This is a genomic window from Salinivibrio sp. PR5, assembly GCF_001996085.1.
Lineage (GTDB): Bacteria > Pseudomonadota > Gammaproteobacteria > Enterobacterales > Vibrionaceae > Salinivibrio > Salinivibrio proteolyticus.
The window spans coordinates 1-22,400 of record NZ_MUFK01000045.1 but is presented as its reverse complement, the minus strand read 5'-3'; the positions used below and the strand labels follow the sequence as shown (position 1 = coordinate 22,400).

Sequence of the window (22,400 nt, the reverse complement as noted above, 5' to 3'; positions counted from 1 at the left end):
AATGACGATATTATAACTGGACGAACAAACGAGTTCGGTCAATATTACAGAAACAATATCAGTTTTTTCCCGAGAAACTACGAAGTTCCAAACGTTGCCATTGGAAAGTGTACTAATAATTACAAATCAAAATATGCAGTTATTGGCTGTAATGTAGGAGACTTGTTCGGTAAAGAAGCGTCTTGTCTTAGTTTTTTATGCGATGGAATGAATGAAGAAGGATTATCTGCGGGAGTGCTATATTATCCTAAAATGGCAACATATGATGTTGTAGATTCAGCCACAGAAAAAATGATTGATATACTCGCTGCACCTTATTTGATCTTATCTCAATGTAAAAACGTTGCCGAGGCTAGAGAATATGTGGAATACCACCAGGGGAAATTTATAGTTCTAACTGGCACCGAATATCCTGGACACTTCTTATTTATCGATAGAGAAGGTGACGCAGCAGTCTTCGAGCCTGATCAAAAGGGTCGTATAGAAATAAAAGCGTCAAATGGTATTATGACTAATAGTCCTCAATATGAATGGCATCTAAAAAATCTAGGGGCATATTCAAACATTCAACAATTTGATACAGAAGACTCTGTTCTTCGAAACCTTGATGGTAGCTCTGTATTATCTCATGGCACATGCGGCGCTTTCGGTTTACCCGGTGATACATCGCCTAATTCACGTTTTATAAAAGCAAATTACTTAGCTAGTGCAAGCACTAAATCAAATGTCGTGACTGCAGAAGATGGTGTTCTTCGCCTTATTCGAATATTCAATAACTTTGATATTATTCCGGGAATGGCATTAAAGCGTTTACCTCAGAAAAAAAATGAAGAAGAAGCAAGCGGAGAGGTTCCCAACACAGCAGTAGATAATGCCGTTGAAACTGATTTTGAAAATACGGTTTCAGCTCATACAGATCACACGATTGTCAAAGACCTTACTAATCTCAAACTTTACTATAAAGACTGGGCAAACCAGTCAATACGGTATGTCAGCTTTGACGATTACAATCTTGATGGAAGCGAACTTCTAACGATCAAGATGGTAGAAGATCAATCGTTAAAAGCACAGAAAGTCATTATGAAGTAACCAAATAAAAATGAAGAGGAGGGGTTGAGCCCCTCCCCTAATTATTTTACACCCTGTTCAAATTTAAACCAAAACCATTCATTGTACAATGGCCGATTGTATTGCTTCCAGTTGCTGATTTTGTACTTGGATTTTCTCATCATTCAAGACCTGTTTGAGGCTTTGATGATCTGATCGCGGCTCGGATGATAAGTTCAATGATTTAGGAAACAACGCCGGTCAGGCCCATAGTCAATGCCTAAATCTATCTGCAGAGCTGTTTTTAATCTGCATCTAGAACATTGATATGTTGAGCTTATTTATTATACTCAACATCCTGCGCACCCATATGATTAGCAAATTCTTCACCTTGTTACGTATCGCTGACTAGAATTAGTGCTATACATCCTGTTTAACGAGTGAGCGAGCCTTGCTGAGTTTATGTCGACGCCCTGTTGTACGCGTGCTGTTGGTGATACTGCTGTTGGGAATGACCGGCTTGGTCCATGCGGCTACGCCAACTGTGCGTTTAGTCACGCTAGAATACCCACCCTATATTCAGACTTCAGACGGCTCCCTTGATGGTGTAGCGGTACGAGTTGTCCGCCAAACTTTTGCCAAGCTCGGTTATGAGGTAGAAATTGAAGTACTGCCATGGGCGCGAGCACTCTATCAAGTCCGAACCGGCTTAGCGGATGGTATATTCACCATATTCAAAACGTCAGAGCGCGAAGCCTTTCTCGATTACTCTGAGCAGGTTTTATTCCAGCAAGGGATCCGCTTAGTTCATCGCCACGATGTCAGTGTCTCTGAAGATACCATTCAATCGTTTAATTTTAGCGCATACTCCGTCTGCGTGATCAATCAAGTCAGTTACGGCAGCCGAATGGATGCTGCCTTGGCACAAAATCATTTCGATCAGGTTTTCCGCCTAACTCGCGCGCCACAGTGCCTTCGGATGTTGGAAAGTGGCCGAGCACGCCTGTGGCTCAGCAACCATTTTGGTGCACGCGCGCTGATTAATCAGCTTAATATGAAGGATGTTGTCGAGATCAACCCCCATCCTATTGAAGACACCCCCAGTTACATTGCCTTCTCTAAAGTGCAAGAGCTATCAGCTCTACGCGACCAATTTGATCACGCGTTAGCAGACATGAAAGCCACCGGAGAGTATCAAGCCATCATTGATGACTTTTTTAATGATTAATCGCTGACATTCCCGCACAAGGTTTTAAAAGCGACTGACAAACGCTTGACAGATTGTTCTCCCGACATCGCTACATTCTGTGCCATCTGAACAAGCAGCATTAAGGCACACTATGAAACCTATCGCTCTCACTCTCCTACTTACACTGGGTCTCACTACTCAAGCGGTGGCGAAAGAAAAAACCAATATCTCGGCGGGTCTTGCCGTCGACCAACAACTGAGTGCAGTCCTAGAAGTCGACGATCAATACCGTTTTACCCTTGGCAATGACGGCACCGCATTTGATTACCTTTTCCAACACGGCACTTTTGATAATCCCGATATCCCGGTTGATTGGTATGTGGGCGCTGGTGGATGGGCCGAGTGGGATGATGATTATGGTGTTCGTTTACCGATTGGACTCGATTGGGCCATCACCAAACAAATCAGTGCTTACGGTCAGGTGCATCCAGAAGTCAATTTCCACGATGGTCCAGAACTGCAACTTGGCGGCGCGCTGGGTGTAACCTACGCGTTTTAGATAGATCCATTCTCATCACGCCAAATCATGCATACAAGCGAGCCTTATCAAGGCTCGCCGTATTTTTAGGAGTGATTTATCCATCGGCTATGGCATCCGGCATGAAGAAAATATGTCATTATCGGGCTGATAGACACGTGTTTCTATGTCCATCACGCCAAGTAACGAATGAAAGATATTATCGTGAGAGTAATGGCCTGCCTCCATCGCCTTTTCACGCAAACACGAGGTGTTGATAGACTTGGCTTGCTTAAATCCATCAGAGAGCCATACCATCAACGGCACTTTCTTCTGGTAATCAGGGGCGAAACGATAAGGAAGACCATGCAAGTAAACCCCATTCTCCCCCAATGATTCACCATGATCAGAGACATACATCATCGCAGTGTTATACTGATCACTTTTCTCTTTTAATGTTTCAATCACTTTGCTCAACACATAGTCCGTATAGCGGATGGTGTTGTCGTAGCTGTTGATAATATTTTCTGTTTCGCAGTTTTCAATATCTGAGCGCGCACAGTCAGGCTGGAAATACGCCATGTCTTTGGGATAACGCTGAAAATACGTGGGGCCATGACTGCCAATAAGATGTAAAAATATCATACGATTACCTTTCATCTCGTCGATATCTTTACCAATACTTTCAACAATAGCCATGTCGTAGCATGTACTACCATTACAGAACTTATTATTTCCGCGCCTATCGATCTCTATGTATTTTACATTTTTAGCCACACCTTTATCGCCACCATCATTATCTTTCCAAAGCACATCAACCCCAGCGCGTTTTAATACATCAAGAACATTATCTTGATGTTCAGCGATATCACGATCAAATGTATGATGTGATAAATTTGAAAACATACAAGGAACGGAAATTGCCGTTGCCGTGCCACATGAAGCGACATCCTGAAATGAAATAATACCCTGCTCAGCGGTATAAGGGTTGGTTTTTCTACCATAACCGTTGACCTGATAGTTTTGACTACGTGCGGTTTCACCAACAACGAAGATAAATACACTAGGCTTATCCAATGACTGATGAATCGCTAAGTCTGATTGCTTCGCATCTTCGCCCAGCTTTACGTAAGGTATCGGCGACGAAAAGTATTGCTCTTTCACATAACCAGAGAGACTATAGACATATTGTGTCGGTATAATCAATTTTCTAAGGTAGCTATTGTTTCTTCCTACGGATGCATAGTCTTGATAGTAAAAAACAAATATAATCGCAAGCGAAATTACCGATACAGTGATGGATATTAGCTTATCTCGTAATAAAGGCAGCCACATTTTTCCGGCTGGCTGAATGGTGCAGCGCATTATAAAAATAGCGGGAGTCACACCAATGGCCAGCACCCAAACAAGTGCATAAAAACTTAAATATGCGCTTGCCTCTCCGGCATCTGTTTCGACAATATTAGTTATCATATCTTTATCAAACATGACACCATAATTGTACTCAGCGTAACACACCATGCTTGAGAGGATCACTAAAATAACAAAAAAGGGCTTAGTTATTCTCGGCCAAGAGAATAACGAAAAAATAATGTTTAAAGCAAAGAATAAGAACAGAGGGATAGAAATAACAAAGCCCGCCTTCACCTCTTCAATTGATGAAAAAATACTTTGCAACTCTTTATAAAAGGGAACATTCATCACAACGGAAAAATAGATTGCAACCAATGCAGTAAACATCGTGATGCTTATGCCGCTTTTATTATTATAACTTTTTCTCATTTTATATTTACCGCACATGACACCCACACAAACAGGGCGAGAAAAATTGAAACAAACACGGCAGATGAACCAATATCCTTTGCCTTCTTACTGACTACATGCCACTCATCACCAATACGATCGATCGCGGCCTCAATGGCTGAGTTTACTAACTCAGCAATAAGGACAAGCCCTAAACTCGCTACCATTAAAATGCGCTCGGTCGAGGTGACTGGAATAAAGTAGGCTGTGATCATAAGAACAAAAGCAATCACACTTTCTTGCCGAAATGCCGCTTCAGACTTCCACGCCGACTTTAACCCCATCACTGAATAACCTGTCGCATCTATCATTCGATAAATGCCGGTTTTTCTTGGTTTCATGTTATTTTTACTGTCTGGTTATTTGAGAAGCGCTTGAATATATAGGAAGGCGTTTAAATACTCTGTCCATACTTTGTATGGCTGTGTCATCGTTTGTCGATCATAGTGAGAGTTAGCGAGCAATATGAACAACATCATTTCATCTAAATAAACGGGCAGTATATCTGTTAATCTAGCCAGACTCACTCAACAATAGTAAGTGGATACAATAAGTATTCAGTGTAAAGTCGCTGTCATCCAAAGATGAGGTTAGATCGTAGTCATAGCCGTAACCCCCAAATAAGGACGCGACATGCTCTCATTTTTAAAGCCGAATCCGGTTAAAAAGCTTAAAAAGCAGTACGAAGCTAAGCAACAACAAGCCTTTCAGGCGCAGCGCAACGGCGACATCCGTGGTTATTCACTGCTCACCGAAGAAGCAGAAAAGATTGACCAACAAATCAAAGAATTGGAAAACAATGCTTAGCCATTTGAGACATGGCTAAACTGCCGTTTTACCAAGCGTTGGTACAGAGGGCAGCGTGCCAGCAGGTCGGTATGGCTGCCTACATCAACAAGCTTGCCTTGATCCATCACGACAATGCGGTCAGCATGCTGAATGGTCGATAAGCGGTGAGCGATAATCAAGGTAGTGCGGTCACGCATTAAAGCCGCCAAGCCTTGCTGCACCGCATGCTCACTTTCGCTATCAAGGGCACTGGTGGCTTCATCGAGCAATAAAATTCGTGGATCCTTGAGAATCGCGCGGGCAATCGCAATTCGCTGTCGTTGGCCGCCCGAAAGCCGCACGCCTCGCTCACCTAAAAAGCTGTGATAACCATCCGGTAATTGCTGAATAAAGGCATCAGCGTGCGCTTGAATCGCCGCCTCTTTGACGGCGTGCTCACTGGCGCCTGGCCTGCCGTAGCGAATATTGCCTATTACATCATCGCTAAACAGAGCGGGTTGTTGTGGCACCAGTGCCATTTGTTGGCGCAACGCTTGCGGGGATAAGCGACGAATATCTTGCCCGCCCAGCCTAATCGCACCTGACTGCGGATCATAAAAGCGTTGCAGTAATTCAAATACGGTAGTTTTCCCCGCTCCCGACGGTCCGACTAAGGCGACGACTTCACCGGGCCGAATCACAAGGTTCAACGCATCAATCGCTGCTTGATGAGGACGCGTGGGATAATGAAAATGCACCGCTTCAAAGCGAATATCGTTGCTTAATGATTGGGCATCGACACTCGGCGAGGTGGCGGGAGTGCGAATATGGCTTTGCACGTGCAACAGTTCCACCAAGCGCTCCGTCGCGCCTGCCGCACGCTGCAACTCCCCCATCACTTCCGACAAGGTAGCCATCGAAGAGGCAACCATGATGGCGAAAAACACAAACGCACCCAGATCCCCTGCTGACATAGTACCTTGAATCACATCGCGACCGCCAACCCACAACATGCCAGTAATGGCGCTGAACACAATCACGATCACGCCGGAAATAAGAATGGCTCGTTGTTTGACGCGCTCGCGTCCGATCTGATAGGCGCGCTCCACCTCTTGCCCAAATGCGGCTTTGGCGTGATCTTCTACCGCGAAGCTTTGCACGGTTTTAATATTGGTGATGGCTTCACCGGCATAGCTGCCTACATCTGCCATCGAATCTTGGCTTTGCCGCGACAATGCCCGCACACGACGGCCATAGATAAGTATTGGCACCAAAATAAAAGGCACGGAGGCCAGCACAATCAAGGTCAGTTTAATATTGGTGGCAAACAGCATGATGATGGCGCCCACACACATCAGTGCACTGCGCATCGCCATGGAGAAGGAGGAGCCGATGATGTTTTGCAGCAAGCTGGTATCTGTGGTGATCCGCGACATGATTTCGCCACTGCCGTGGGTTTCAAAATAGCTCGGATGTAGGCCAATCACATGATCAAACACCGCTTGGCGAATATCGGCACTGACCCGTTCACCCACCGATGACACCAGATAGAACCGGAAAAAGGTGCCGATCGCGATCAATACCGTGATCAGCAAAATAAACTGGACCGCATTACCCAGCTCAACCAGTGATTGCTGTGCAAAGCCTTGGTCGATCAAAAGGCGAACGCCGTGTCCGACCGAGAGCGTCAATGACGCGGTAAACACCAAGGCCAACAATGCCGCGCTCACTTGCCAGCGATAAGGGCGAATAAACGCGATGAGTTCCCACAGAACCGTCAGATTTTTACTGTTGCGACTTGAGGAAGATGGCGTCGAGGCGGCGCGCGTTAAAGCGGAATTAGCCATAAGCTCTACTTAGTGCTGTCCTTGCACATTTAGGGGCGAGTGAGCAGGATCATTAACTCGCGATTGTCGTTGATAAGCGCATCGATGGTGCATGCATCAAACTCCTCTAAAAAGGCTTGTTTGGCTTTCACCATATGATTGCACGACACATCAAACAAGCGTATCACCTCGGTAATGTTGGTAAGCTCACCTTCTGGCAAGGAGGCCAGAAAAATCAAGGTGCGAAGTCCGTAATCTGTAAAGCGGTTTCGTTGCACGCATTCAATCATTCTGTCCACACTCTCGCGCGTCAGCCGCGCCTATTCAAACACAACTTCGCGAGCTTGGCGTGCCTGACGAACAGTTCCATTATGAGTGCTTTGGGCCACACAAGGCCTTGTAGTGCTTTATTAAGCTAGGGTTATTCAGCTTTTTAGAACAAGATGCTCAATCTTACGCCGTGTTCGCACGGCGTTTTTGTTTCTACACTGCAGCTATTGTTCAGTGTCACCGCTGTTCAACATCGAATCAGTGAGGAGAAGCATTATGATCACAGTACGTCACGCCAACGATCGCGGTCAGGCCAACTTTGGCTGGCTACAAAGCCGCCATACTTTTTCATTTGGTAGCTATTACGATCCTCATCATATGGGCTTCTCTGCCCTGCGTGTGATCAATGATGATATCGTCTCGCCCGCCGCAGGCTTTGATACCCACGGACACCGTGATATGGAAATCATCAGTCTGGTGCTGGAAGGGGAAATAGAGCACAAAGACAGCCAAGGCAACCGACAAACTCTACCCGCTGGTGAGTTCCAGCTGATGTCGGCTGGGCGCGGTATTTATCATAGCGAGTATAATGCATCGTCAACCCAAGCCTTGCGCTTTCTGCAAATTTGGATTGAGCCCAATGAGCAAGGCGAAGAGCCGGGTTATCAGCAAAAAGACTTTGGCAAGCAGGCTGGCTTTACCGTTATCGCGACCCCAACCGGAGAAAATGGCACCTTACGCATCAAACAAGATGCACGTTTGCTACAGCTGATTCTACCGCCCAGTGAATCGGTTACCTTGCCTTTGGAGGCAGGGCGCCATGCCTATGTACATCAAGTCGCGGGCACGCTCGACGTTGAAACGACATCTCTGGCCCCCGGCGATGGCGCAAAAATTGAAGATATCCATCATGTAACTTTTAGCAATAAGGGCAGCGAAACCAGCCAAGCACTGGTGTTTGATCTCCCCTAACGCGCGGATTCAGCCGCTCTGGCCTGCCGGTCTATTTGCGCGGCAGGCCTTACTCTGTGTACACTGCGCCCTTTCTTCATATATGAGAGGTTGAATGCTCACTCTATCGAATAAGGTGGCAATTCCCGACAATGAGATTGAGCTCACGGCCATCCGCGCCGCAGGGAAAGGCGGGCAAAACGTCAACAAAGTATCGAGCGCTATTCATCTGCGCTTTGACATCCAAGCCTCGTCACTGCCTAATGCGTATAAAGCCCGATTAATGGCTCTGTCTGATTCGCGCATCTCCAAAGAGGGCGTCATAGTCATAAAAGCGCAAAACTATCGCACTCAAGAGCTAAACCGAGAAGACGCGCTAGAGCGCTTACAGGCGTTAATCAAAAGCGCGATGGTAGAGCAAAAAAAACGTAAACCCACCAAGCCTACCAAGGCCTCACAACGACGCCGCGTGGATGCTAAAAAACGTAAGAGCCAAACTAAGTCACTACGAGGAAAGGTGGCTCCTTAACCGTTTCACGCCACCACTTTATTTCGACCACCCGCTTTAGCTGCATACAAATTCGCATCCGCTTGCCGGTTAATTTCTTGGGCACATTTTGATGCCTCGCTTTGCGTGATCCCGATACTGACCGTGACTGGAATGGCGCGCTGCTGATAAACAATGGGGGTTTTCGCAATACTCTTGCGGATTCGCTCTGCCATCGCCAGCGCATCATGATGAGAAACACCTTCTAAAAGAAGACAAAACTCCTCTCCCCCTTGCCGGAATACATTGTCACTCCCCGCGACCTCAACCATGGTGTTCACCACCGATTGCAACACGACATCGCCGCCATCATGGCCATATTCATCATTAACCGCTTTAAAATGGTCAATATCCAGTACCAGAAGATGAAACTCGGCCTGCTGATCTTGTAATGCTTGATAACGATGCTTCAAAGCAAGGCGGTTATTAGCTCCGGTTAGCGGGTCACATGTAGCCAGTTTACTCAGCTTGTTTTCCGCCAATACGCGATTGATTTCATAGGCATGTGAGACAACGGCAATGGTGACGTAACAAAACGAAAAGTTAAGCATCATCGTCAACATATCGAAATACTGCTCAGTATCAAACTGAAAAGCGATATTAACCATTTGGATGAGAAATAAAGAAACAGTGGCCAAAAACCCCGCTTTGTATCCTAACAGTAGGTAATAAATAATGGGGAAAACTAACGTCCAAAAGAACGCGCCAGTGTCCGTTGGCTTCAAAACCGTTCCCGCAATCACCAATAGTGTCAAGCTGGCCGACATGATGTATTTGTGGCCATTAAAAATGGTCGTTTTAGAGGTTTGTCGATATACGTGCCAAGAGTAAAGCGCGTACAGCATCACAAATGACGCATAGATATAGCTTTGACTAACAAGGATATTACCAATCGCCACCAAAACCGCTAAACCACCCACCCCAAGGCTCAATCCTTTCAGCACTTTGAGGCGCAACTCAAAACTACTATTGAGCTCACTCATTTCCACTATCCATTCTCTTTGGCCCAATTTTTTGACATAACCTATGATAGCCTTGTTCATATAACATGTTAATAATAAAGGTATCAGTGAATATGTGTACACGCATATTTAATAATCTAAATCGTCAGTTTCCTGTCACTGCGCGCAATATGGACTGGTTTTGGCCCATTAATACCTATTTCTATCGTTTCCCAAAAGGTATGAAAAGTCGAGGACTCGACGCCAAGTCTGCTAGCCAGCTCGGTATTGGTAAGCATCAGATTCTGCAATGGCGCTCGGAATACGCTAGTCTGGTCACCGTTATGGGTAGCGACAAGAAAGGTTATGCCGCAGTGGACGGCCTCAACGAAGCCGGATTGGCTGTAAATGGCCTATATGACTCAGATGTCAGTTACGGGCCGGCAACCGGAGACGGACAATTTTTGAGTGCTAACCGCTGGGTGCAGTTTGTATTGGATTGTTTTGCCAACGTGCATCAAGCGATTCAGTTTTTTACCTCAAACACGATCACCATCGTTTCAGAGCGCTTACCTGATACATCGGAAACCGACTCCCATTTGCACATATCACTTTCCGATGCCGATGGAAATGCCGGAGTGATCGAAGTGCGAGACGGCGTTTTTCAACTCTATGAAAGCCATGACGATACCGTTGTGACCAACCAACCCGACTATAAAACGCAACAAACGCTAAAGGCTTACTGGAATTATACGTGGGGACTTGACCCCAACAATCCTATTGCTCACCCGGTTTATTCGGCACCCGGTGGCAACAGTGCTACGCAACGCTTTGAGCGAGCGAGCTACTACTTAATCTTTAGCCAGCCCGCGCAAAACCGGCGAGAAGCGGTTTATCAAGCACGTTCACTCGTGGCTACGTGCGCCGTTCCTGTCAATTTTAACCCTTATCACACAGAAAAAGCGTCTTACACCATTTGGACCAATGTGGCTGATCACCGTAAGAACGTTTATTACCTTGCCAACACCTTAACCATGGACACAGTATCGATACGTTTTTCATCGGACCAACAATATTGTGAGCGACTACAGCTGCAAGAAGAAAAGTCGACAGAGTCCGTTTGCCCTCTTCAATCGGGTGATGTGAGTTGCTATCTGACCAAATGTGAAAATCCATTCGTCTAACACTAATATGGAGCAAACGCCGTCAAACTCTTGTCTAGCGGTTTTGTTCTCATCCCCGATAACACCTCATACCTTTTTGCTTGCTTATCCGACATGGGATTGCTCTAATGTTACAAGTAACATTTTCAGCTAGTGCATTGAGATGAAAGACAAAAGAAATCGCGCTACCTTACAAGATATTGCCGATCGCGTTGGGATGACCAAAATGACAGTCTCACGCTACATGCGCAATCCTGAGTCAGTCGCGCCCGCGACACGCGACAAAATTGCGACGGTGATTGAAGAATTGGGGTACATTCAAAATCGCGTCCCTGCGATGCTGTCTAAATCATCAAGTAAAGCCATTGGTATTGTGCTCCCCTCGCTGTCTAACCAAGTCTTTGCTCATTTGGTACAGGGAATTGAACGCGTCACCAAAGCGCATGGCTACGACATTTTGATTACGCACGCCGGTTATAGCGAACAAGCAGAGGAAGAGAAAATTGCCTCTTTGCTGTCTTATCAAGTGGATGGTTTGATCCTCACTGAAACTAACCACACCCCACGCACGTTACAAATGCTAAAGACTGCCGCTGTTCCTGTGGTAGAGACAATGGAGCTTCCAGAAAAGCCAATTGATATGGCCGTTGGGCTTGATCATGGGCAAGCCGCTTATGATGCGGTTCAAGCCATGATCAATAAAGGGAAAACGCAGATCGTGTACTTGGCGGCTCGGTTAGATACCCGTACTCAGCTGCGGCAACAAGGGTACGAACGCGCGATGATACAAGCAGGACTCACCCCTCGCTGTGTTGCCACCGAAGAGCATTCTTCATTTAGCTTAGGCGAAACGCTACTCAACCAAACCTTGGCTCAGTATCCCAACTGTGACGGGCTGTTTTGTACTAATGATGACCTCGCCGTCGGTGCGTTACTCGCGTGTCATGCCAAAGGCATTGCTGTTCCGCAAACCCTCAGTATTGTTGGTTACAATGCGCTCGATATTGGCACTGTAGTCAGTCCTACACTGACGAGCGTCGCGACGCCGCGTGATTTGATTGGTGAGCGCGCTGCGACACTGTTGATTCAAGCGTTAAGCGGCGAAACTATCGCCGAAAAAATACAAGCTGTTCCACACACCATCACAAGCGGCGGCAGCCTATAACCATCACCGTTAACTGGGCGATCACGAAAATAAATAGCTCGCCCCTTCGTCGGCGCGTGATACCTGCTGACGCGCCGCAGCAAACCAATCACGTCCCCACGTATGGGTCGCTTGAGGCGGCTCTGCTACGGGACGCTGAGATAAATCAGCATGGCAAGTCAACTCGCCAGCCTTCGCGTCCAATGTGATCATATCGCCGTCTTGCACACTCGCCAATGCACCGCCATGCATGGCTTCAGGACAGACGTGTAAAGCGGCAGGGACCTTGCCCGATGCACCCGACAACCGGCCATCTGTCACCAGTACGACCTGATAACCCATTTTTTGCACATTGCCAAGAATAGGCATGAGCTTATGCAGCTCTGGCATGCCATTCGCGGCAGGGCCATTAAAACGCACCACCACAATCACATCTTGGTTGAGCTCACCACGCTGATAAGCCTGCTCGACTTGGTGCTGACAATCAAACACCCGCGCGGGCGCACAAACCACACGGTGCGCAGGATCTACGGCAGAGACTTTGATCACTGCATTACCCATATTGCCAGACAGCATGCGCAAACCACTGGTTGGACTGAAGTGTGAGCCGGGCTGAGCGATGACCGCTGTGTCGGTTGATGGAGGGGCTGCTTCCCAAACAAGCTGCCCCTGAACTAATCGTGGCGTGGTCAGTTGGTCGCTAAACTGGCCGACGGCAGGCAAGGTATCGGCATGTAGTAACCCAAGGGTATGCAGATGCGCCATCAGCGTGGGCACGCCCCCTGCCGCCTCAAAGGCATTAATATCAGCCGGCCCGTTGGGATAGACCCGAGCCAATAAGGGCACAACATGAGAAAGCGCATCCATATCTTCCCATGTTAGGATGATGCCAGCGGCACGCGCCATCGCCACCAAGTGAATCGTATGGTTAGTGCTACCGCCCGAAGCCAACAACGCGACCACACCGTTTACTACGCTTTTTTCGGTCACCACATCGGCGAGAGGTCGATACGTCGCACTTCCCGCACATTGGGAGGCTAACGCTGTTGCCGCATAGCGGGTCAGCGCTTGGCGTAATGCAGAGTTGGGGGCGACAAAAGCCGCACCGGGAAGGATCAATCCCATGGCTTCAAGCACCAGTTGATTGGTGTTGGCCGTGCCATAGAAGGTGCAGGTTCCCGAACTATGATAAGCTTGGCATTCCATGGCCAATAAAGCCTCTTTGCCAAGATTGCCTGCCGCATAGGCTTGGCGCACCGCGACTTTTTCTTCGTTACTTGTCCCCGAGGCCATTGGGCCGGAGGGTACAAATAAGGTCGGCAAATGGGCATAAGCGAGCGCTCCCATCAATTGCCCGGGGGCAATTTTATCGCAGACACCAAGCAGCAATGTTGCATCATATACGTTATGACTCAGCGATATCGCGGTTGCCTGAGCAATCACATCACGTGAAAACAAGGACATCTCCATTCCCGGCTGGCCCTGTGTGACACCATCACACATCGCGGGCACACAGCCTGCAACTTGCGCCGTATGGCCCAAAGGTTGAAGCGCCGCTTTGATTTGGTCAGGGTAGTCAGCATAGGGCGCGTGCGCGCTAAGCATATCGTTATAGGCGCTGATAATCGCCACATTGGCGGTGGTCATATCCAGCATGTGTTGTTTATCTTGCTGACACGATGCCGCCACGGCGTGAGCCATGTTGCCGCAAGACAGGGTGGTTCGCGCCTTCCCTGTATCAGCTTGCTGTTGAGTCTGACGCAAAAACGCGGTGCGCGTCGGTTGGCTGCGCTGGCGTAACGCTTCTGTCACGGCCATTAAAGTCGGGTGTGTCATTTCCGATCCTCCATGGCTGCTAAGGCATGCACGGCACGTGTCACCACAGTATCAATGTCTGCATCAATGGCAACGCGGACAACATCAGGCTCATCGTCACCCGGCGCCTCCAACGTCGCAAACTGGCTATCCAGCATATGGGTTTTCATAAAATGCCCTTTGCGCGCTCTCAGTCTTGCGAGGATCAGTGCGTAATCGCCGTCGAGAAACAAAAAGGTGACGTTCTGGTTGCCCTCACGAATGAGATCGCGATAACGACGTTTCAAGGCAGAGCATACAATCACGCCATATTCTTGTTTGTGTTCGAGACTGAAAGCAGCGTCACGGATCCGGCATAGCCATGGCGTGCGGTCATCATCGTTAAGCGGCTGCCCACTTGCCATTTTCTCGATATTTGCCCGTGGATGCAGATCATCACCATCGATGAATTTGGCCTTCAAGCGCGCTGCCAATTTCATGCCTAGGGTGCTTTTCCCCGAGCCACTGACGCCCATCACAATCACACTGCCAATTGCCATACCGACTCCTTAGCGAGATTTTAACCAGATCTCATTTTTGATAACGCATTCAATAATTGTCTTTATCTTAGTGTGGTTACCGGTAACATGTTACCGGTAACTATGAGATTTGTGAAGTTTGACACAAACATCCTGGTCGGAAGAGGTGAGCCATGGAACTACTCGCACAAAGCCCTGAACCCACTACCCTACTCTTGATAGCATTGGGCGCTATCGCACTGTTATTACTCCTAATAATGAAGCTGAAGGTGCATGCATTTGCCTCTCTCACGCTAGTCAGTTTAGGTACCGCATTGGCCACGGGGATACCCGTCGATAAGGTGGTACCAACTATGATGAGCGGCTTTGGCGGCACCTTAGCATCGGTCGCTTTGCTGGTCGGGCTTGGCGCGATGATCGGGAAGATCCTCGAAGTCACCGGTGGTGCGAATGTGCTCGCCGATACACTGATCGCTCGGTTTGGCGAAGCGCGTGCTCCCTTTGCACTCGGGATCGCCTCGTTACTGTTCGGTTTCCCTATCTTTTTTGACGCTGGGCTAATTGTGATGATGCCCATCATGTTTAGTGTCGCGAAACGCTTAGGTGGCTCCCCCATAAAGTATGCTCTTCCCGTCGCGGGGGCGTTTGCGGTTATGCATACCTTCGTTCCGCCACATCCCGGTCCAGTTGCTGCCTCAGATTTACTCGGCGCCGACATGGGCCTGCTTCTCGTCGTCGGGCTGCTGGTTTCGCTCCCCACTTGGTATTTAGGGGGTTATTTATTTGGCTTGTATGCGGGTAAGAAATTCAATATCCCACTCGCAAAAGCGTTTTTAAACACCGAAGTCATGTTTAAAAGCAAAAAGGATTACCCCGCCTTTTCAACTGTATTAATGATTTTATTGCTCCCAGTGCTACTCATTTTCCTTGATACAGGCCTGAACGCGCTGAGCGTGGCGGGTATGGTCAACGGGGAGAGTGCTTGGGTCGGCTTTTTGCGTATGCTGGGTAAAACACCCGTTGCACTGCTCATCACCCTATTGACCTGTTTACTGGTGTTCGGCCAAAAGCTGGGTAAGAGTAAAATGGAAAAGCTGTGCTCTGATTCGTTAGCGCCAATTTGTGCCGTCATTTTGGTGACCGGCGCCGGCGGCATGTTTGGGGGTGTCTTGCGCGCGAGCGGTATCGGTCAGGCACTTGCCACCATGCTATCAGACACAGGTATGCCAATCATTCTGGCTGCATTCGTGATTGCCACCTGCTTGCGCGTTGCACAAGGCTCCGCCACCGTCGCACTCACCACCACGGCCGCACTTATCGCGCCCACCGTGTCGCATACTGTGGGCTTATCCCAATTGGATTTGTGTTTTATTGTCATCGCAATTGCAGGTGGGGCTACCGTTTTATCGCATTTCAACGACTCTGGCTTTTGGTTGGTATCGCGACTGCTCGAAATGGATGAAAAAACCACACTTAAAACTTGGACTGTGATGGAAACCCTGCTCGGAACCATCGCGTTTGTTATCGTAGCGCTGTTAAGCGTTTTACTGTAAGGGATCTTCATGACTGAACTGAATCAACGCCTTAAGGCGATACGCATCGTGCCGGTAATTGCGATTAATCATGCGGAAGATGCCGTACCGCTCGCCAAAACCTTGGTCGATAATGGCCTACCCTGCGCCGAAATTACTTTTCGTACTGAGGCAGCCGCAAACGCTATCCGTCAAATGCGCGATGCGTATCCCGAGATGCTGATTGGTGCCGGAACCGTACTCACACCAGCGCAAGTCGACGCCGCAATAGATGCAGGAGCGGATTTTATTGTTAGCCCCGGGCTCAACCCCATCACAGTAAAACACTGTCAACAACGTGATATTGCCATTATCCCGGGGATCAACAATCCCAGTTTAGTCGAGCAAGCCATGTCGCTGGGGCTAGATACCGTGAAATTTTTCCCCGCGGAAGCGTCAGGCGGCATTGCGATGTTAAAAGCGCTCTCTGCGGTGTATCCCGTCAGTTTTATGCCGACCGGCGGCGTGAGTGAAGAGAACGTGAGCGATTATCTCGCCTTACCCAAAGTGCTGGCATGCGGTGGCACTTGGATGGTGCCCGCCACGCTCATTGATGCCAAAAAGTGGGACGAGATTGCGCGTCTCGTCCAAGCCGTAGCGGCTTAACTAAAACGATGGCCCGCCGCGTTTGCGTGGGCCATCGCGCTTCCATTTCATCCCGTCTCTTTTCCTTCTGTGAATAGTACCGACCAATAAACACGGATCCTCTCCACTAAGCGCCTAATTTATTCATATACTGTTTAGAGTGTGTTCACCCTACGTGGTGGTGAATCGGATTGGCAAGGGATAGGGGTAGGATTTATGTGGAAACCGGGTGCTTGTTTGCGGTGGGCCCAGCGGGTAGTTTTCACACTCATATGCTGTATAACTCTCTCAGTCAGTGTGTCTGTTCACGCTACGCGTGCGGACGACCAATCCACCGTTAAACCGACTCTAAAAGTTGCGAACTCTCACTCCTGGCGACCCTTTTCATATCTTGACCGCAACCAAGAACCCAAAGGTATTCTAATTGATTTTTGGCAAGAGTTCGGTACCCGCAATGGCTATGATATCGAGTTTTTACTGACCGATTGGCAAACCTCCATTGACTTGGTTCGCTCTGGACAGGCCGATGTACACGCTGGCTTATTACAGTCACCAGAACGTCTCACGTTTATGGACTTCGGTACGCCGCTTTTTGCCATCGACACGCAAGTTTTTTTCAGTCAATCCATGATGGGTATATCCGCTGACTATGTGCTGGCTGGTGAGACAGACAATGTGATAGGCGTGGTCAAAGGAGGGTACGAGCAAGAGTTTATGGAAACCACGTTTCCTTTGGTTTCACTACGCCTTTTCCCCAACAACCAAGCGATGCTTGATGCGGCATTATCCGGTGAACTACACGCTTTCGTTGCCGACTTACAAGTCGCGAATTATCATCTTTACACCACCACCAATCAGAATCTCTTTATTCCGGTTCGCCATCTTTATACCGAAACCCTGTATGCAGGATTTGCAAAAGGCAACACAGCTTTGCTCAATCAAGTGAGCAATAAGTTTAACTGGCTAGATGATGATACCAAACGCCAGCTCCTAAACCGTTGGGTCTACTATGATGTCGAGACTGTTTATCCCGCTTACCTGTTTCCCACACTGATTACCCTTGGCGTCTTGATCGTGGTCAGTTATATTTTGCTGCTTAAGCGAAATGTTCGTCAAAAGACGCGCGCGTTGCAAACCGCCAATACCCAACTCCAAGAACAAGCCATCACTGACTCATTGACACAGCTACATAACCGGCGTTTTTTTTATCAGTGTTTAAAAGAAAAACAAGGGGAGCCGAAAAACATGGCACTGATGGTCTTTGACATTGATGATTTCAAAGCTTTTAACGACGGATTTGGTCACGCGCATGGTGACGAAGTGATCTGCTTTGTCGCGGAGACGGCCAAGAGCCTGCTACCCAATGATGCGGTACTTGCACGCATTGGCGGTGAGGAATTTGGGGTCCTTCATCCCTTTTCCAGTGCTGAACGTGCACTCTCGCAAGCGCGGTTATTGTGCGATGAAATTGCGCGACAAAGCCTCGCGCGCTTTAATCATCCCATGCCTGTGACGATCAGCCTAGGTGTGGCCTATTATCCTGATGGGCTCAGCGATAGCGAAATCGTCGAAGCAGACAAAGCTATGTATCAAGCCAAAAAGCAAGGCAAGCACTGCGCCGTACTCAATGTAATTTAACCACGGTACTGGCTCTGATTAGCAGTCAAAGCGGTTGGCTGCTTACGGTGGCAAACGCCACATGCAATGAACAAAAGGCGGCCACCTGTTTGTCGCCGCCGACGGGGTCACTAGCGATTTTTCTGCTCAGCAAGCCGAGACAATACACGAGTGAGCAAACGTATTCTGGGTTCCACCGAGTCCAGTTGAAGGTATTCGTCGTCACTGTGGAAATTCGCTCCAACTGGCCCAAAACCATCCAAACTGGGGATCCCAATGGCAGCGGTATTATTCGCATCAGATCCGCCACCTACCGCTTTCCAATGAATTGGAACACCTTCATCAAATGCAGCCGCTTCGACAAGATCCATCAAGTGTTCTGTTTCAGGCGTCGGAACCATGGCCGGTTTATAAGCTTCGCGAACCAATTCAATGGTGACATCAGGCGTGTAAGGATGAGAGGCGCGGGCTTGGATGGCTTGATCGAGCGCATCATAGGCGGTGTTATCCCAGAACCGAATATCAACCAATGCCGATGCATGCGCGGCCACAATATTCGCTCCCGTTCCGCCTTCAATCACGCCAGCATTAATACTGGTGCCGGCCTCAACATCTTTCATACTATCGAGCGTCACCAACCAGTGAGCCAACTCTGTGATCGCGCTACGTCCTTTCTCTGGTTCATTCCCCGCGTGCGCCGCACGGCCTGATATGGCTATTTTATACCGTGCCATGCCTTTACGCGCTTTCACTAAACCACCGTCAGCCCGCGCTGCCTCTGCCACCAGCACACAACGTGCATCGCGTGCAACGGACGCCAGCCAGTCACTGGAATGTATCGAGCCCACTTCCTCATCGGGATTCATACAAATGCAAATGCTGAGTGCCTCACGTTCAGCGTGTGGTAATGCGCGCAATGCATACACGATATTCAACAAGCCCGATTTCATATCGGATACACCCGGGCCGTAGGCAAAGCCATCCTCCACATGCATCGGACGCTCAGCCGCTGTGCCTTTTGGAAACACAGTATCCATATGGCCAATCATCATCACATCAATATGCGGATCGGTGGGCTGGTTTCGGATCTCTAATCCAACCCCTGCCTCACCACAATCGACACGCTTAATGTGCCAGCCTGTCATTTGTTCATACTTTTCAGCCATCAAGGCTGCAATCACCTCAATGCCGTCGCGCTGGAACGTGCCACAGTCGACGTTCACCAGAGGCGCTAACTCATCCAAGTAGCGTTGCAAAGAAAACATCATCATGCCTCCTAAAGTAAAAGATTCATTACCCACATCGCACCAAAAGCATTGAGAATCGAAATGCCAACCATGATGGGGATATAACGGCCTTCGGTACCAATCGGGCCCATCACTCGGCCGATGTATTGCACTTGTGAGCCCATTAAATAGATAGCGGGGACCAAAATCGCAATGTGGGTGCCGGTGAGAATGCCTTGGTCAAACAAGGTGATCACCACACCAACCGCGCCTCCCATTGACATCCATGCCCCCATTAGCACGGCAGCCGCTTCGCCGGGTAAGCCAAACACTGCCATCACAGGCGAAAACACCTCGCCCATCAAGCCTAATAACCCGGTAATTTGCAGCGCCTTGATAATCACAAACGCCATGACCACATTAGGAACCGTCGACGTCGTCGCAATGTGCCAACCTTTTTTTGCCCCTTCGACAAAGATGTCGGTGATCATGGGTTTACTGCTGGAAGAATGAGTCATGACGCGTGCTCCTCTTGATAGGATTGAGACTTATCTCGCTGTGGCCCTTTACCCTCGGTGATATTGAGGTAGACACGAAATACATTGGCGCCGATGAACTTAAACAAGAAGATCACACCAATCGCAAGGCCAATCGACGAGGTCACGGCCAACGAGCCATCTGACAGCGTCAGAGTAAACAACACAGCACCCGATGAGAAAAAATTGACGATGGTTGCCCCAGCCGTGAACTGAAACATGGTGAACACATCCGTTTCCCGTTTGGTCAAGTACCCCTCATCTTTGAGTTGACGCGTCATCGCCGCCCCCGCATCTGTACTCTGCATAGAGGCAATTAATGCCAATCCTGAGTTGCCGGGAATGCCCAATACTGGTTTTAATAGCGGAGTTAAGAGTCTGCGCGCGGCATCAAGTGCCCCATAGTGCTCAAGCACACTGATCATACCGAGTGCGAACATCACGGTGGGAATAAGGGTCAGCGCAAAAATAAAACCGTCTCGTGCACCACTCCCGCCTTTACCGCGAAGTGACGTCGTTGCTACCTCCACCGACCCATCGGCCGCCGCTGTCGCTTGATAAGCCACCTGCCCGAAGGATCCGTTCAAGGTGGTAAAATCAAACACGCCGTACCATTGATTGGATTGCAACAACCCCGAGAAAAAAACAATCGCAAAGACCAATGCCAAGTAACATCCCCATGTCACTTGTCTGTCTGTTTCGGTTGGATGTGTCATAAACCGCCCTCATGCTCAATCAACATTGGGCTTATCATCGAGGCAGACACAGAAATGAAAGTTGATAATTATCAACCTATTGTGCAAGAAGATAGATGGGATTTACATAATATGGGCTGATTCAAAACCTAACAAATTAAGCCAAGCTAAATCATGATGAATGTGACACTAACGGCTGATTTTATTAGGTTTATCTGTCACTACTAAAGGATGCGCGTAAATCGCTTCGGATAAGAAATTCACTATGAACACATAAGTAAAGCTAATAAAAAAGCGCCCGAAGGCGCTTTTCGTCGGGCGACAGCTTACTGACTTAACCCATCAGGTTATAGAGCAGCGCTGAAATTGCCAGCATACCGGTCACAAAGATAAAGTAAGTGCCTACTTTACCGCGATACTGCGCCAATGCTTTGACTTTATAAGCCGCGACAGTGGGCATAATAAAGAGTATCATCGCAATCACAGGGCCTGATAATGCCCCCATCATGTCAAGAATGCTGGGGTTAATCACCGCACACCACCAGATGGCAAAGAACATCACCACAACGCCCAGCTTATCCGCTTGCTTGTAGGTCAACTTGCTATGTTTGGTTACCAAACCATTCAAGCTTTCACGCGCGCCAAGGAAATGCCCTAAAAACGACGATGTGATCGCAATGAATGCGACAAGCGGCCCCAGCGTACCGATAAAGGGGTTGTGGGTGACGTTAGCAAGGTAAGAAAGCACAGACACATTTTGCGCTTTCGCTTCCGCCATTTGTGCTGGCGTGAGTGTCAGCACGCACGAGAAGACAAATAAGAGCACAAAAGCAACTAACATCACGCCCGCGCGCTTAAGAATTTGCTCTGACTTGCCTTGTGCATCATTGCCATAGTGGCGACGCTGAATGTTAGCAAAACTTGAAATCGCCGCTGCATGACTAAACGAGAAAATCACCACAGGCACCGCAAGCCACAGGTTCATGCCTAGTTCACTCATCGGCGGTAGGGTCAAGTTAGGCGTTTGCCACGATGGCACAAGATAGAACGACAAAAATGCCAAAATAGCCACCAAGGGGTACACCATAGCGGCGAAAGCGCGCAGCATGAGGCGCTCTCCACCCAGCATGATCGCAATCATGCCCGCCACTAACACACCGGATAATAAGATACGATTAGGAGATACCCATCCCAGTTGATTGACTAAAAAGCTGTCTACCGTATTGGTTAATCCGACGCCGTATATCAATAAAATGGGGAAGATAGAAAGGAAATACAACACCGAGATCATCCGGCCCGCATTGGCACCAAAATGCTCGGCGACCACATCGGTAAAATCTGCATCTTTATGGCGAGAGGAGAGCACAAAACGTGCAAGCCCGCGGTGTGCCATAAAGGTCATGGGGAAAGCAAGTACCGCCATGATGATTAACGGCCAGATCCCACCCATACCCAGGTTAATGGGAAGGAACAGGATCCCCGCACCGACAGCGGTACCAAAAAGGCTGAGCGCCCAGTGGGTGTCATGTTGGGTCCAACGAGTGGATACACTCTTTTCGGAGACTTCTATAGTTTGGTTCACGTCAAACTCTCTTATTTATAATATTTTGTGCGGTTGCATAGTAGCGAGTTCGACCAGATATATCACATAGATGTAATAGATATATGTAC

General features: G+C 48.5%; 22 protein-coding genes. 11 read left to right on the top strand and 11 right to left on the bottom strand.

Going from position 1 to position 22,400, the window contains the following annotated elements; all coding sequences use genetic code 11:
* The 3 genes from BZG82_RS13785 to BZG82_RS13775 all read left to right on the top strand — a co-directional run.
* The coding region (locus tag BZG82_RS13785; protein WP_077766090.1) for a linear amide C-N hydrolase at positions 1 to 1,089 on the top strand (1,089 nt) is incomplete at its 5' end.
* 409 nt (positions 1,090 to 1,498) lie between these two features.
* Complete coding sequence (locus BZG82_RS13780) at positions 1,499 to 2,275, top strand: substrate-binding periplasmic protein (RefSeq protein ID WP_077663165.1); 777 nt, start codon at positions 1,499 to 1,501, stop codon at positions 2,273 to 2,275.
* Positions 2,276 to 2,387: 112 nt separating this feature from the next.
* Positions 2,388 to 2,795: a hypothetical protein gene (locus BZG82_RS13775; RefSeq protein WP_077766089.1), complete on the top strand. Its 408-nt coding sequence runs from the start codon at positions 2,388 to 2,390 to the stop codon at positions 2,793 to 2,795.
* An 87-nt stretch (positions 2,796 to 2,882) separates the two neighbouring features.
* Here the strand turns inward: BZG82_RS13775 and BZG82_RS13770 are convergent, their stop codons facing one another.
* Together BZG82_RS13770 and BZG82_RS13765 are read right to left on the bottom strand one after the other, a co-directional pair.
* Positions 2,883 to 4,535, bottom strand: a complete 1,653-nt coding sequence (locus BZG82_RS13770; RefSeq protein WP_077766088.1) for a phosphoethanolamine transferase — start codon at positions 4,533 to 4,535, stop codon at positions 2,883 to 2,885.
* On the bottom strand, positions 4,532 to 4,897 hold the full coding sequence (locus tag BZG82_RS13765) for a diacylglycerol kinase (RefSeq protein ID WP_077766087.1): 366 nt from the start codon (positions 4,895 to 4,897) through the stop codon (positions 4,532 to 4,534). The genes BZG82_RS13770 and BZG82_RS13765 overlap by 4 nt, the downstream gene beginning before the upstream one ends.
* Before the next feature lie 292 nt (positions 4,898 to 5,189).
* On the opposite strand from BZG82_RS13765, the gene BZG82_RS16240 reads away from it, so the two are divergent.
* Positions 5,190 to 5,363 (top strand): DUF6435 family protein, encoded by a 174-nt coding sequence (locus BZG82_RS16240; RefSeq protein ID WP_106406577.1) that lies wholly within the window; start codon positions 5,190 to 5,192, stop codon positions 5,361 to 5,363.
* Here BZG82_RS16240 and BZG82_RS13760 read toward each other — a convergent pair.
* Entirely contained in the window at positions 5,360 to 7,171 is a 1,812-nt protein-coding gene (locus BZG82_RS13760) for an ABC transporter transmembrane domain-containing protein (RefSeq protein WP_077766086.1), read from the bottom strand. The genes BZG82_RS16240 and BZG82_RS13760 overlap by 4 nt on opposite strands.
* Positions 7,172 to 7,200: 29 nt before the next feature.
* A complete protein-coding gene (locus tag BZG82_RS13755; RefSeq protein WP_077766091.1) occupies positions 7,201 to 7,428 on the bottom strand; it encodes a hypothetical protein in 228 nt (75 codons plus the stop codon).
* A 268-nt stretch (positions 7,429 to 7,696) separates the two neighbouring features.
* Between BZG82_RS13755 and BZG82_RS13750 the strand changes: the two genes are divergently transcribed.
* Both BZG82_RS13750 and arfB read left to right on the top strand, forming a co-directional pair.
* A complete protein-coding gene (locus BZG82_RS13750) occupies positions 7,697 to 8,392 on the top strand; it encodes a pirin family protein (RefSeq protein WP_077766085.1) in 696 nt (231 codons plus the stop codon).
* 94 nt (positions 8,393 to 8,486) lie between these two features.
* Complete coding sequence (gene arfB, locus BZG82_RS13745; protein WP_077766084.1) at positions 8,487 to 8,900, top strand: alternative ribosome rescue aminoacyl-tRNA hydrolase ArfB; 414 nt, start codon at positions 8,487 to 8,489, stop codon at positions 8,898 to 8,900.
* Between the two features lie 5 nt (positions 8,901 to 8,905).
* Here the strand turns inward: arfB and BZG82_RS13740 are convergent, their stop codons facing one another.
* On the bottom strand, positions 8,906 to 9,901 hold the full coding sequence (locus tag BZG82_RS13740) for a GGDEF domain-containing protein (RefSeq protein WP_241837382.1): 996 nt from the start codon (positions 9,899 to 9,901) through the stop codon (positions 8,906 to 8,908).
* Positions 9,902 to 9,993: 92 nt separating this feature from the next.
* Here BZG82_RS13740 and BZG82_RS13735 point away from each other — a divergent pair, with 92 nt between their 5' ends.
* Together BZG82_RS13735 and BZG82_RS13730 are read left to right on the top strand one after the other, a co-directional pair.
* On the top strand, positions 9,994 to 11,043 hold the full coding sequence (locus tag BZG82_RS13735) for a linear amide C-N hydrolase (RefSeq protein WP_077766082.1): 1,050 nt from the start codon (positions 9,994 to 9,996) through the stop codon (positions 11,041 to 11,043).
* Between the two features lie 136 nt (positions 11,044 to 11,179).
* Complete coding sequence (locus BZG82_RS13730) at positions 11,180 to 12,187, top strand: substrate-binding domain-containing protein (protein ID WP_198928563.1); 1,008 nt, start codon at positions 11,180 to 11,182, stop codon at positions 12,185 to 12,187.
* Between the two features lie 21 nt (positions 12,188 to 12,208).
* On the opposite strand, the gene edd is transcribed toward BZG82_RS13730, so the two are convergent.
* Positions 12,209 to 14,002: a phosphogluconate dehydratase gene (edd, locus tag BZG82_RS13725; RefSeq protein ID WP_077766081.1), complete on the bottom strand. Its 1,794-nt coding sequence runs from the start codon at positions 14,000 to 14,002 to the stop codon at positions 12,209 to 12,211.
* The gene (locus tag BZG82_RS13720) at positions 13,999 to 14,520 is read right to left on the bottom strand and encodes a gluconokinase (protein WP_077766080.1); all 522 of its coding nucleotides are present in this window, start codon (positions 14,518 to 14,520) and stop codon (positions 13,999 to 14,001) included. The genes edd and BZG82_RS13720 overlap by 4 nt, the downstream gene beginning before the upstream one ends.
* Positions 14,521 to 14,672: 152 nt before the next feature.
* On the opposite strand from BZG82_RS13720, the gene BZG82_RS13715 reads away from it, so the two are divergent.
* From BZG82_RS13715 to BZG82_RS13705, 3 genes are all read left to right on the top strand, one after another.
* Positions 14,673 to 16,052, top strand: a complete 1,380-nt coding sequence (locus BZG82_RS13715; protein ID WP_077663177.1) for a GntP family permease — start codon at positions 14,673 to 14,675, stop codon at positions 16,050 to 16,052.
* A gap of 9 nt (positions 16,053 to 16,061) precedes the next feature.
* Positions 16,062 to 16,676 (top strand): bifunctional 4-hydroxy-2-oxoglutarate aldolase/2-dehydro-3-deoxy-phosphogluconate aldolase, encoded by a 615-nt coding sequence (locus BZG82_RS13710; RefSeq protein WP_077766079.1) that lies wholly within the window; start codon positions 16,062 to 16,064, stop codon positions 16,674 to 16,676.
* Positions 16,677 to 16,952: 276 nt separating this feature from the next.
* Complete coding sequence (locus tag BZG82_RS13705) at positions 16,953 to 18,293, top strand: transporter substrate-binding domain-containing diguanylate cyclase (protein WP_158074934.1); 1,341 nt, start codon at positions 16,953 to 16,955, stop codon at positions 18,291 to 18,293.
* A 110-nt stretch (positions 18,294 to 18,403) separates the two neighbouring features.
* On the opposite strand, the gene BZG82_RS13700 is transcribed toward BZG82_RS13705, so the two are convergent.
* From BZG82_RS13700 to BZG82_RS13685, 4 genes are all read right to left on the bottom strand, one after another.
* Positions 18,404 to 19,540: a M20 family metallopeptidase gene (locus BZG82_RS13700; protein WP_077766078.1), complete on the bottom strand. Its 1,137-nt coding sequence runs from the start codon at positions 19,538 to 19,540 to the stop codon at positions 18,404 to 18,406.
* 8 nt (positions 19,541 to 19,548) lie between these two features.
* Positions 19,549 to 20,016 (bottom strand): YjiG family protein, encoded by a 468-nt coding sequence (locus BZG82_RS13695; protein WP_077454942.1) that lies wholly within the window; start codon positions 20,014 to 20,016, stop codon positions 19,549 to 19,551.
* Positions 20,013 to 20,750 (bottom strand): nucleoside recognition domain-containing protein, encoded by a 738-nt coding sequence (locus BZG82_RS13690; protein WP_077479598.1) that lies wholly within the window; start codon positions 20,748 to 20,750, stop codon positions 20,013 to 20,015. The genes BZG82_RS13695 and BZG82_RS13690 overlap by 4 nt, the downstream gene beginning before the upstream one ends.
* Positions 20,751 to 21,063: 313 nt before the next feature.
* Positions 21,064 to 22,311, bottom strand: coding sequence for an HAAAP family serine/threonine permease (locus tag BZG82_RS13685; RefSeq protein WP_077479597.1), 1,248 nt, complete (start codon positions 22,309 to 22,311; stop codon positions 21,064 to 21,066).
* Positions 22,312 to 22,400: the final 89 nt, after the last annotated feature.

What these genes read in the sequence shown, in the direction of transcription:
- BZG82_RS13775 (WP_077766089.1), top strand. Translation starts at nt 2,388, where the DNA reads ATGAAACCTATCGCTCTCACTCTCCTACTTACACTGGGTCTCACTACT.
- BZG82_RS13770 (WP_077766088.1), bottom strand. Translation starts at nt 4,535, where the DNA reads ATGAGAAAAAGTTATAATAATAAAAGCGGCATAAGCATCACGATGTTT.
- BZG82_RS13765 (WP_077766087.1), bottom strand. Translation starts at nt 4,897, where the DNA reads ATGAAACCAAGAAAAACCGGCATTTATCGAATGATAGATGCGACAGGT.
- BZG82_RS16240 (WP_106406577.1), top strand. Translation starts at nt 5,190, where the DNA reads ATGCTCTCATTTTTAAAGCCGAATCCGGTTAAAAAGCTTAAAAAGCAG.
- BZG82_RS13760 (WP_077766086.1), bottom strand. Translation starts at nt 7,171, where the DNA reads ATGGCTAATTCCGCTTTAACGCGCGCCGCCTCGACGCCATCTTCCTCA.
- BZG82_RS13750 (WP_077766085.1), top strand. Translation starts at nt 7,697, where the DNA reads ATGATCACAGTACGTCACGCCAACGATCGCGGTCAGGCCAACTTTGGC.
- arfB (WP_077766084.1), top strand. Translation starts at nt 8,487, where the DNA reads ATGCTCACTCTATCGAATAAGGTGGCAATTCCCGACAATGAGATTGAG.
- BZG82_RS13740 (WP_241837382.1), bottom strand. Translation starts at nt 9,901, where the DNA reads ATGAGTGAGCTCAATAGTAGTTTTGAGTTGCGCCTCAAAGTGCTGAAA.
- BZG82_RS13735 (WP_077766082.1), top strand. Translation starts at nt 9,994, where the DNA reads ATGTGTACACGCATATTTAATAATCTAAATCGTCAGTTTCCTGTCACT.
- edd (WP_077766081.1), bottom strand. Translation starts at nt 14,002, where the DNA reads ATGACACACCCGACTTTAATGGCCGTGACAGAAGCGTTACGCCAGCGC.
- BZG82_RS13720 (WP_077766080.1), bottom strand. Translation starts at nt 14,520, where the DNA reads ATGGCAATTGGCAGTGTGATTGTGATGGGCGTCAGTGGCTCGGGGAAA.
- BZG82_RS13715 (WP_077663177.1), top strand. Translation starts at nt 14,673, where the DNA reads ATGGAACTACTCGCACAAAGCCCTGAACCCACTACCCTACTCTTGATA.
- BZG82_RS13710 (WP_077766079.1), top strand. Translation starts at nt 16,062, where the DNA reads ATGACTGAACTGAATCAACGCCTTAAGGCGATACGCATCGTGCCGGTA.
- BZG82_RS13700 (WP_077766078.1), bottom strand. Translation starts at nt 19,540, where the DNA reads ATGATGTTTTCTTTGCAACGCTACTTGGATGAGTTAGCGCCTCTGGTG.
- BZG82_RS13695 (WP_077454942.1), bottom strand. Translation starts at nt 20,016, where the DNA reads ATGACTCATTCTTCCAGCAGTAAACCCATGATCACCGACATCTTTGTC.
- BZG82_RS13690 (WP_077479598.1), bottom strand. Translation starts at nt 20,750, where the DNA reads ATGACACATCCAACCGAAACAGACAGACAAGTGACATGGGGATGTTAC.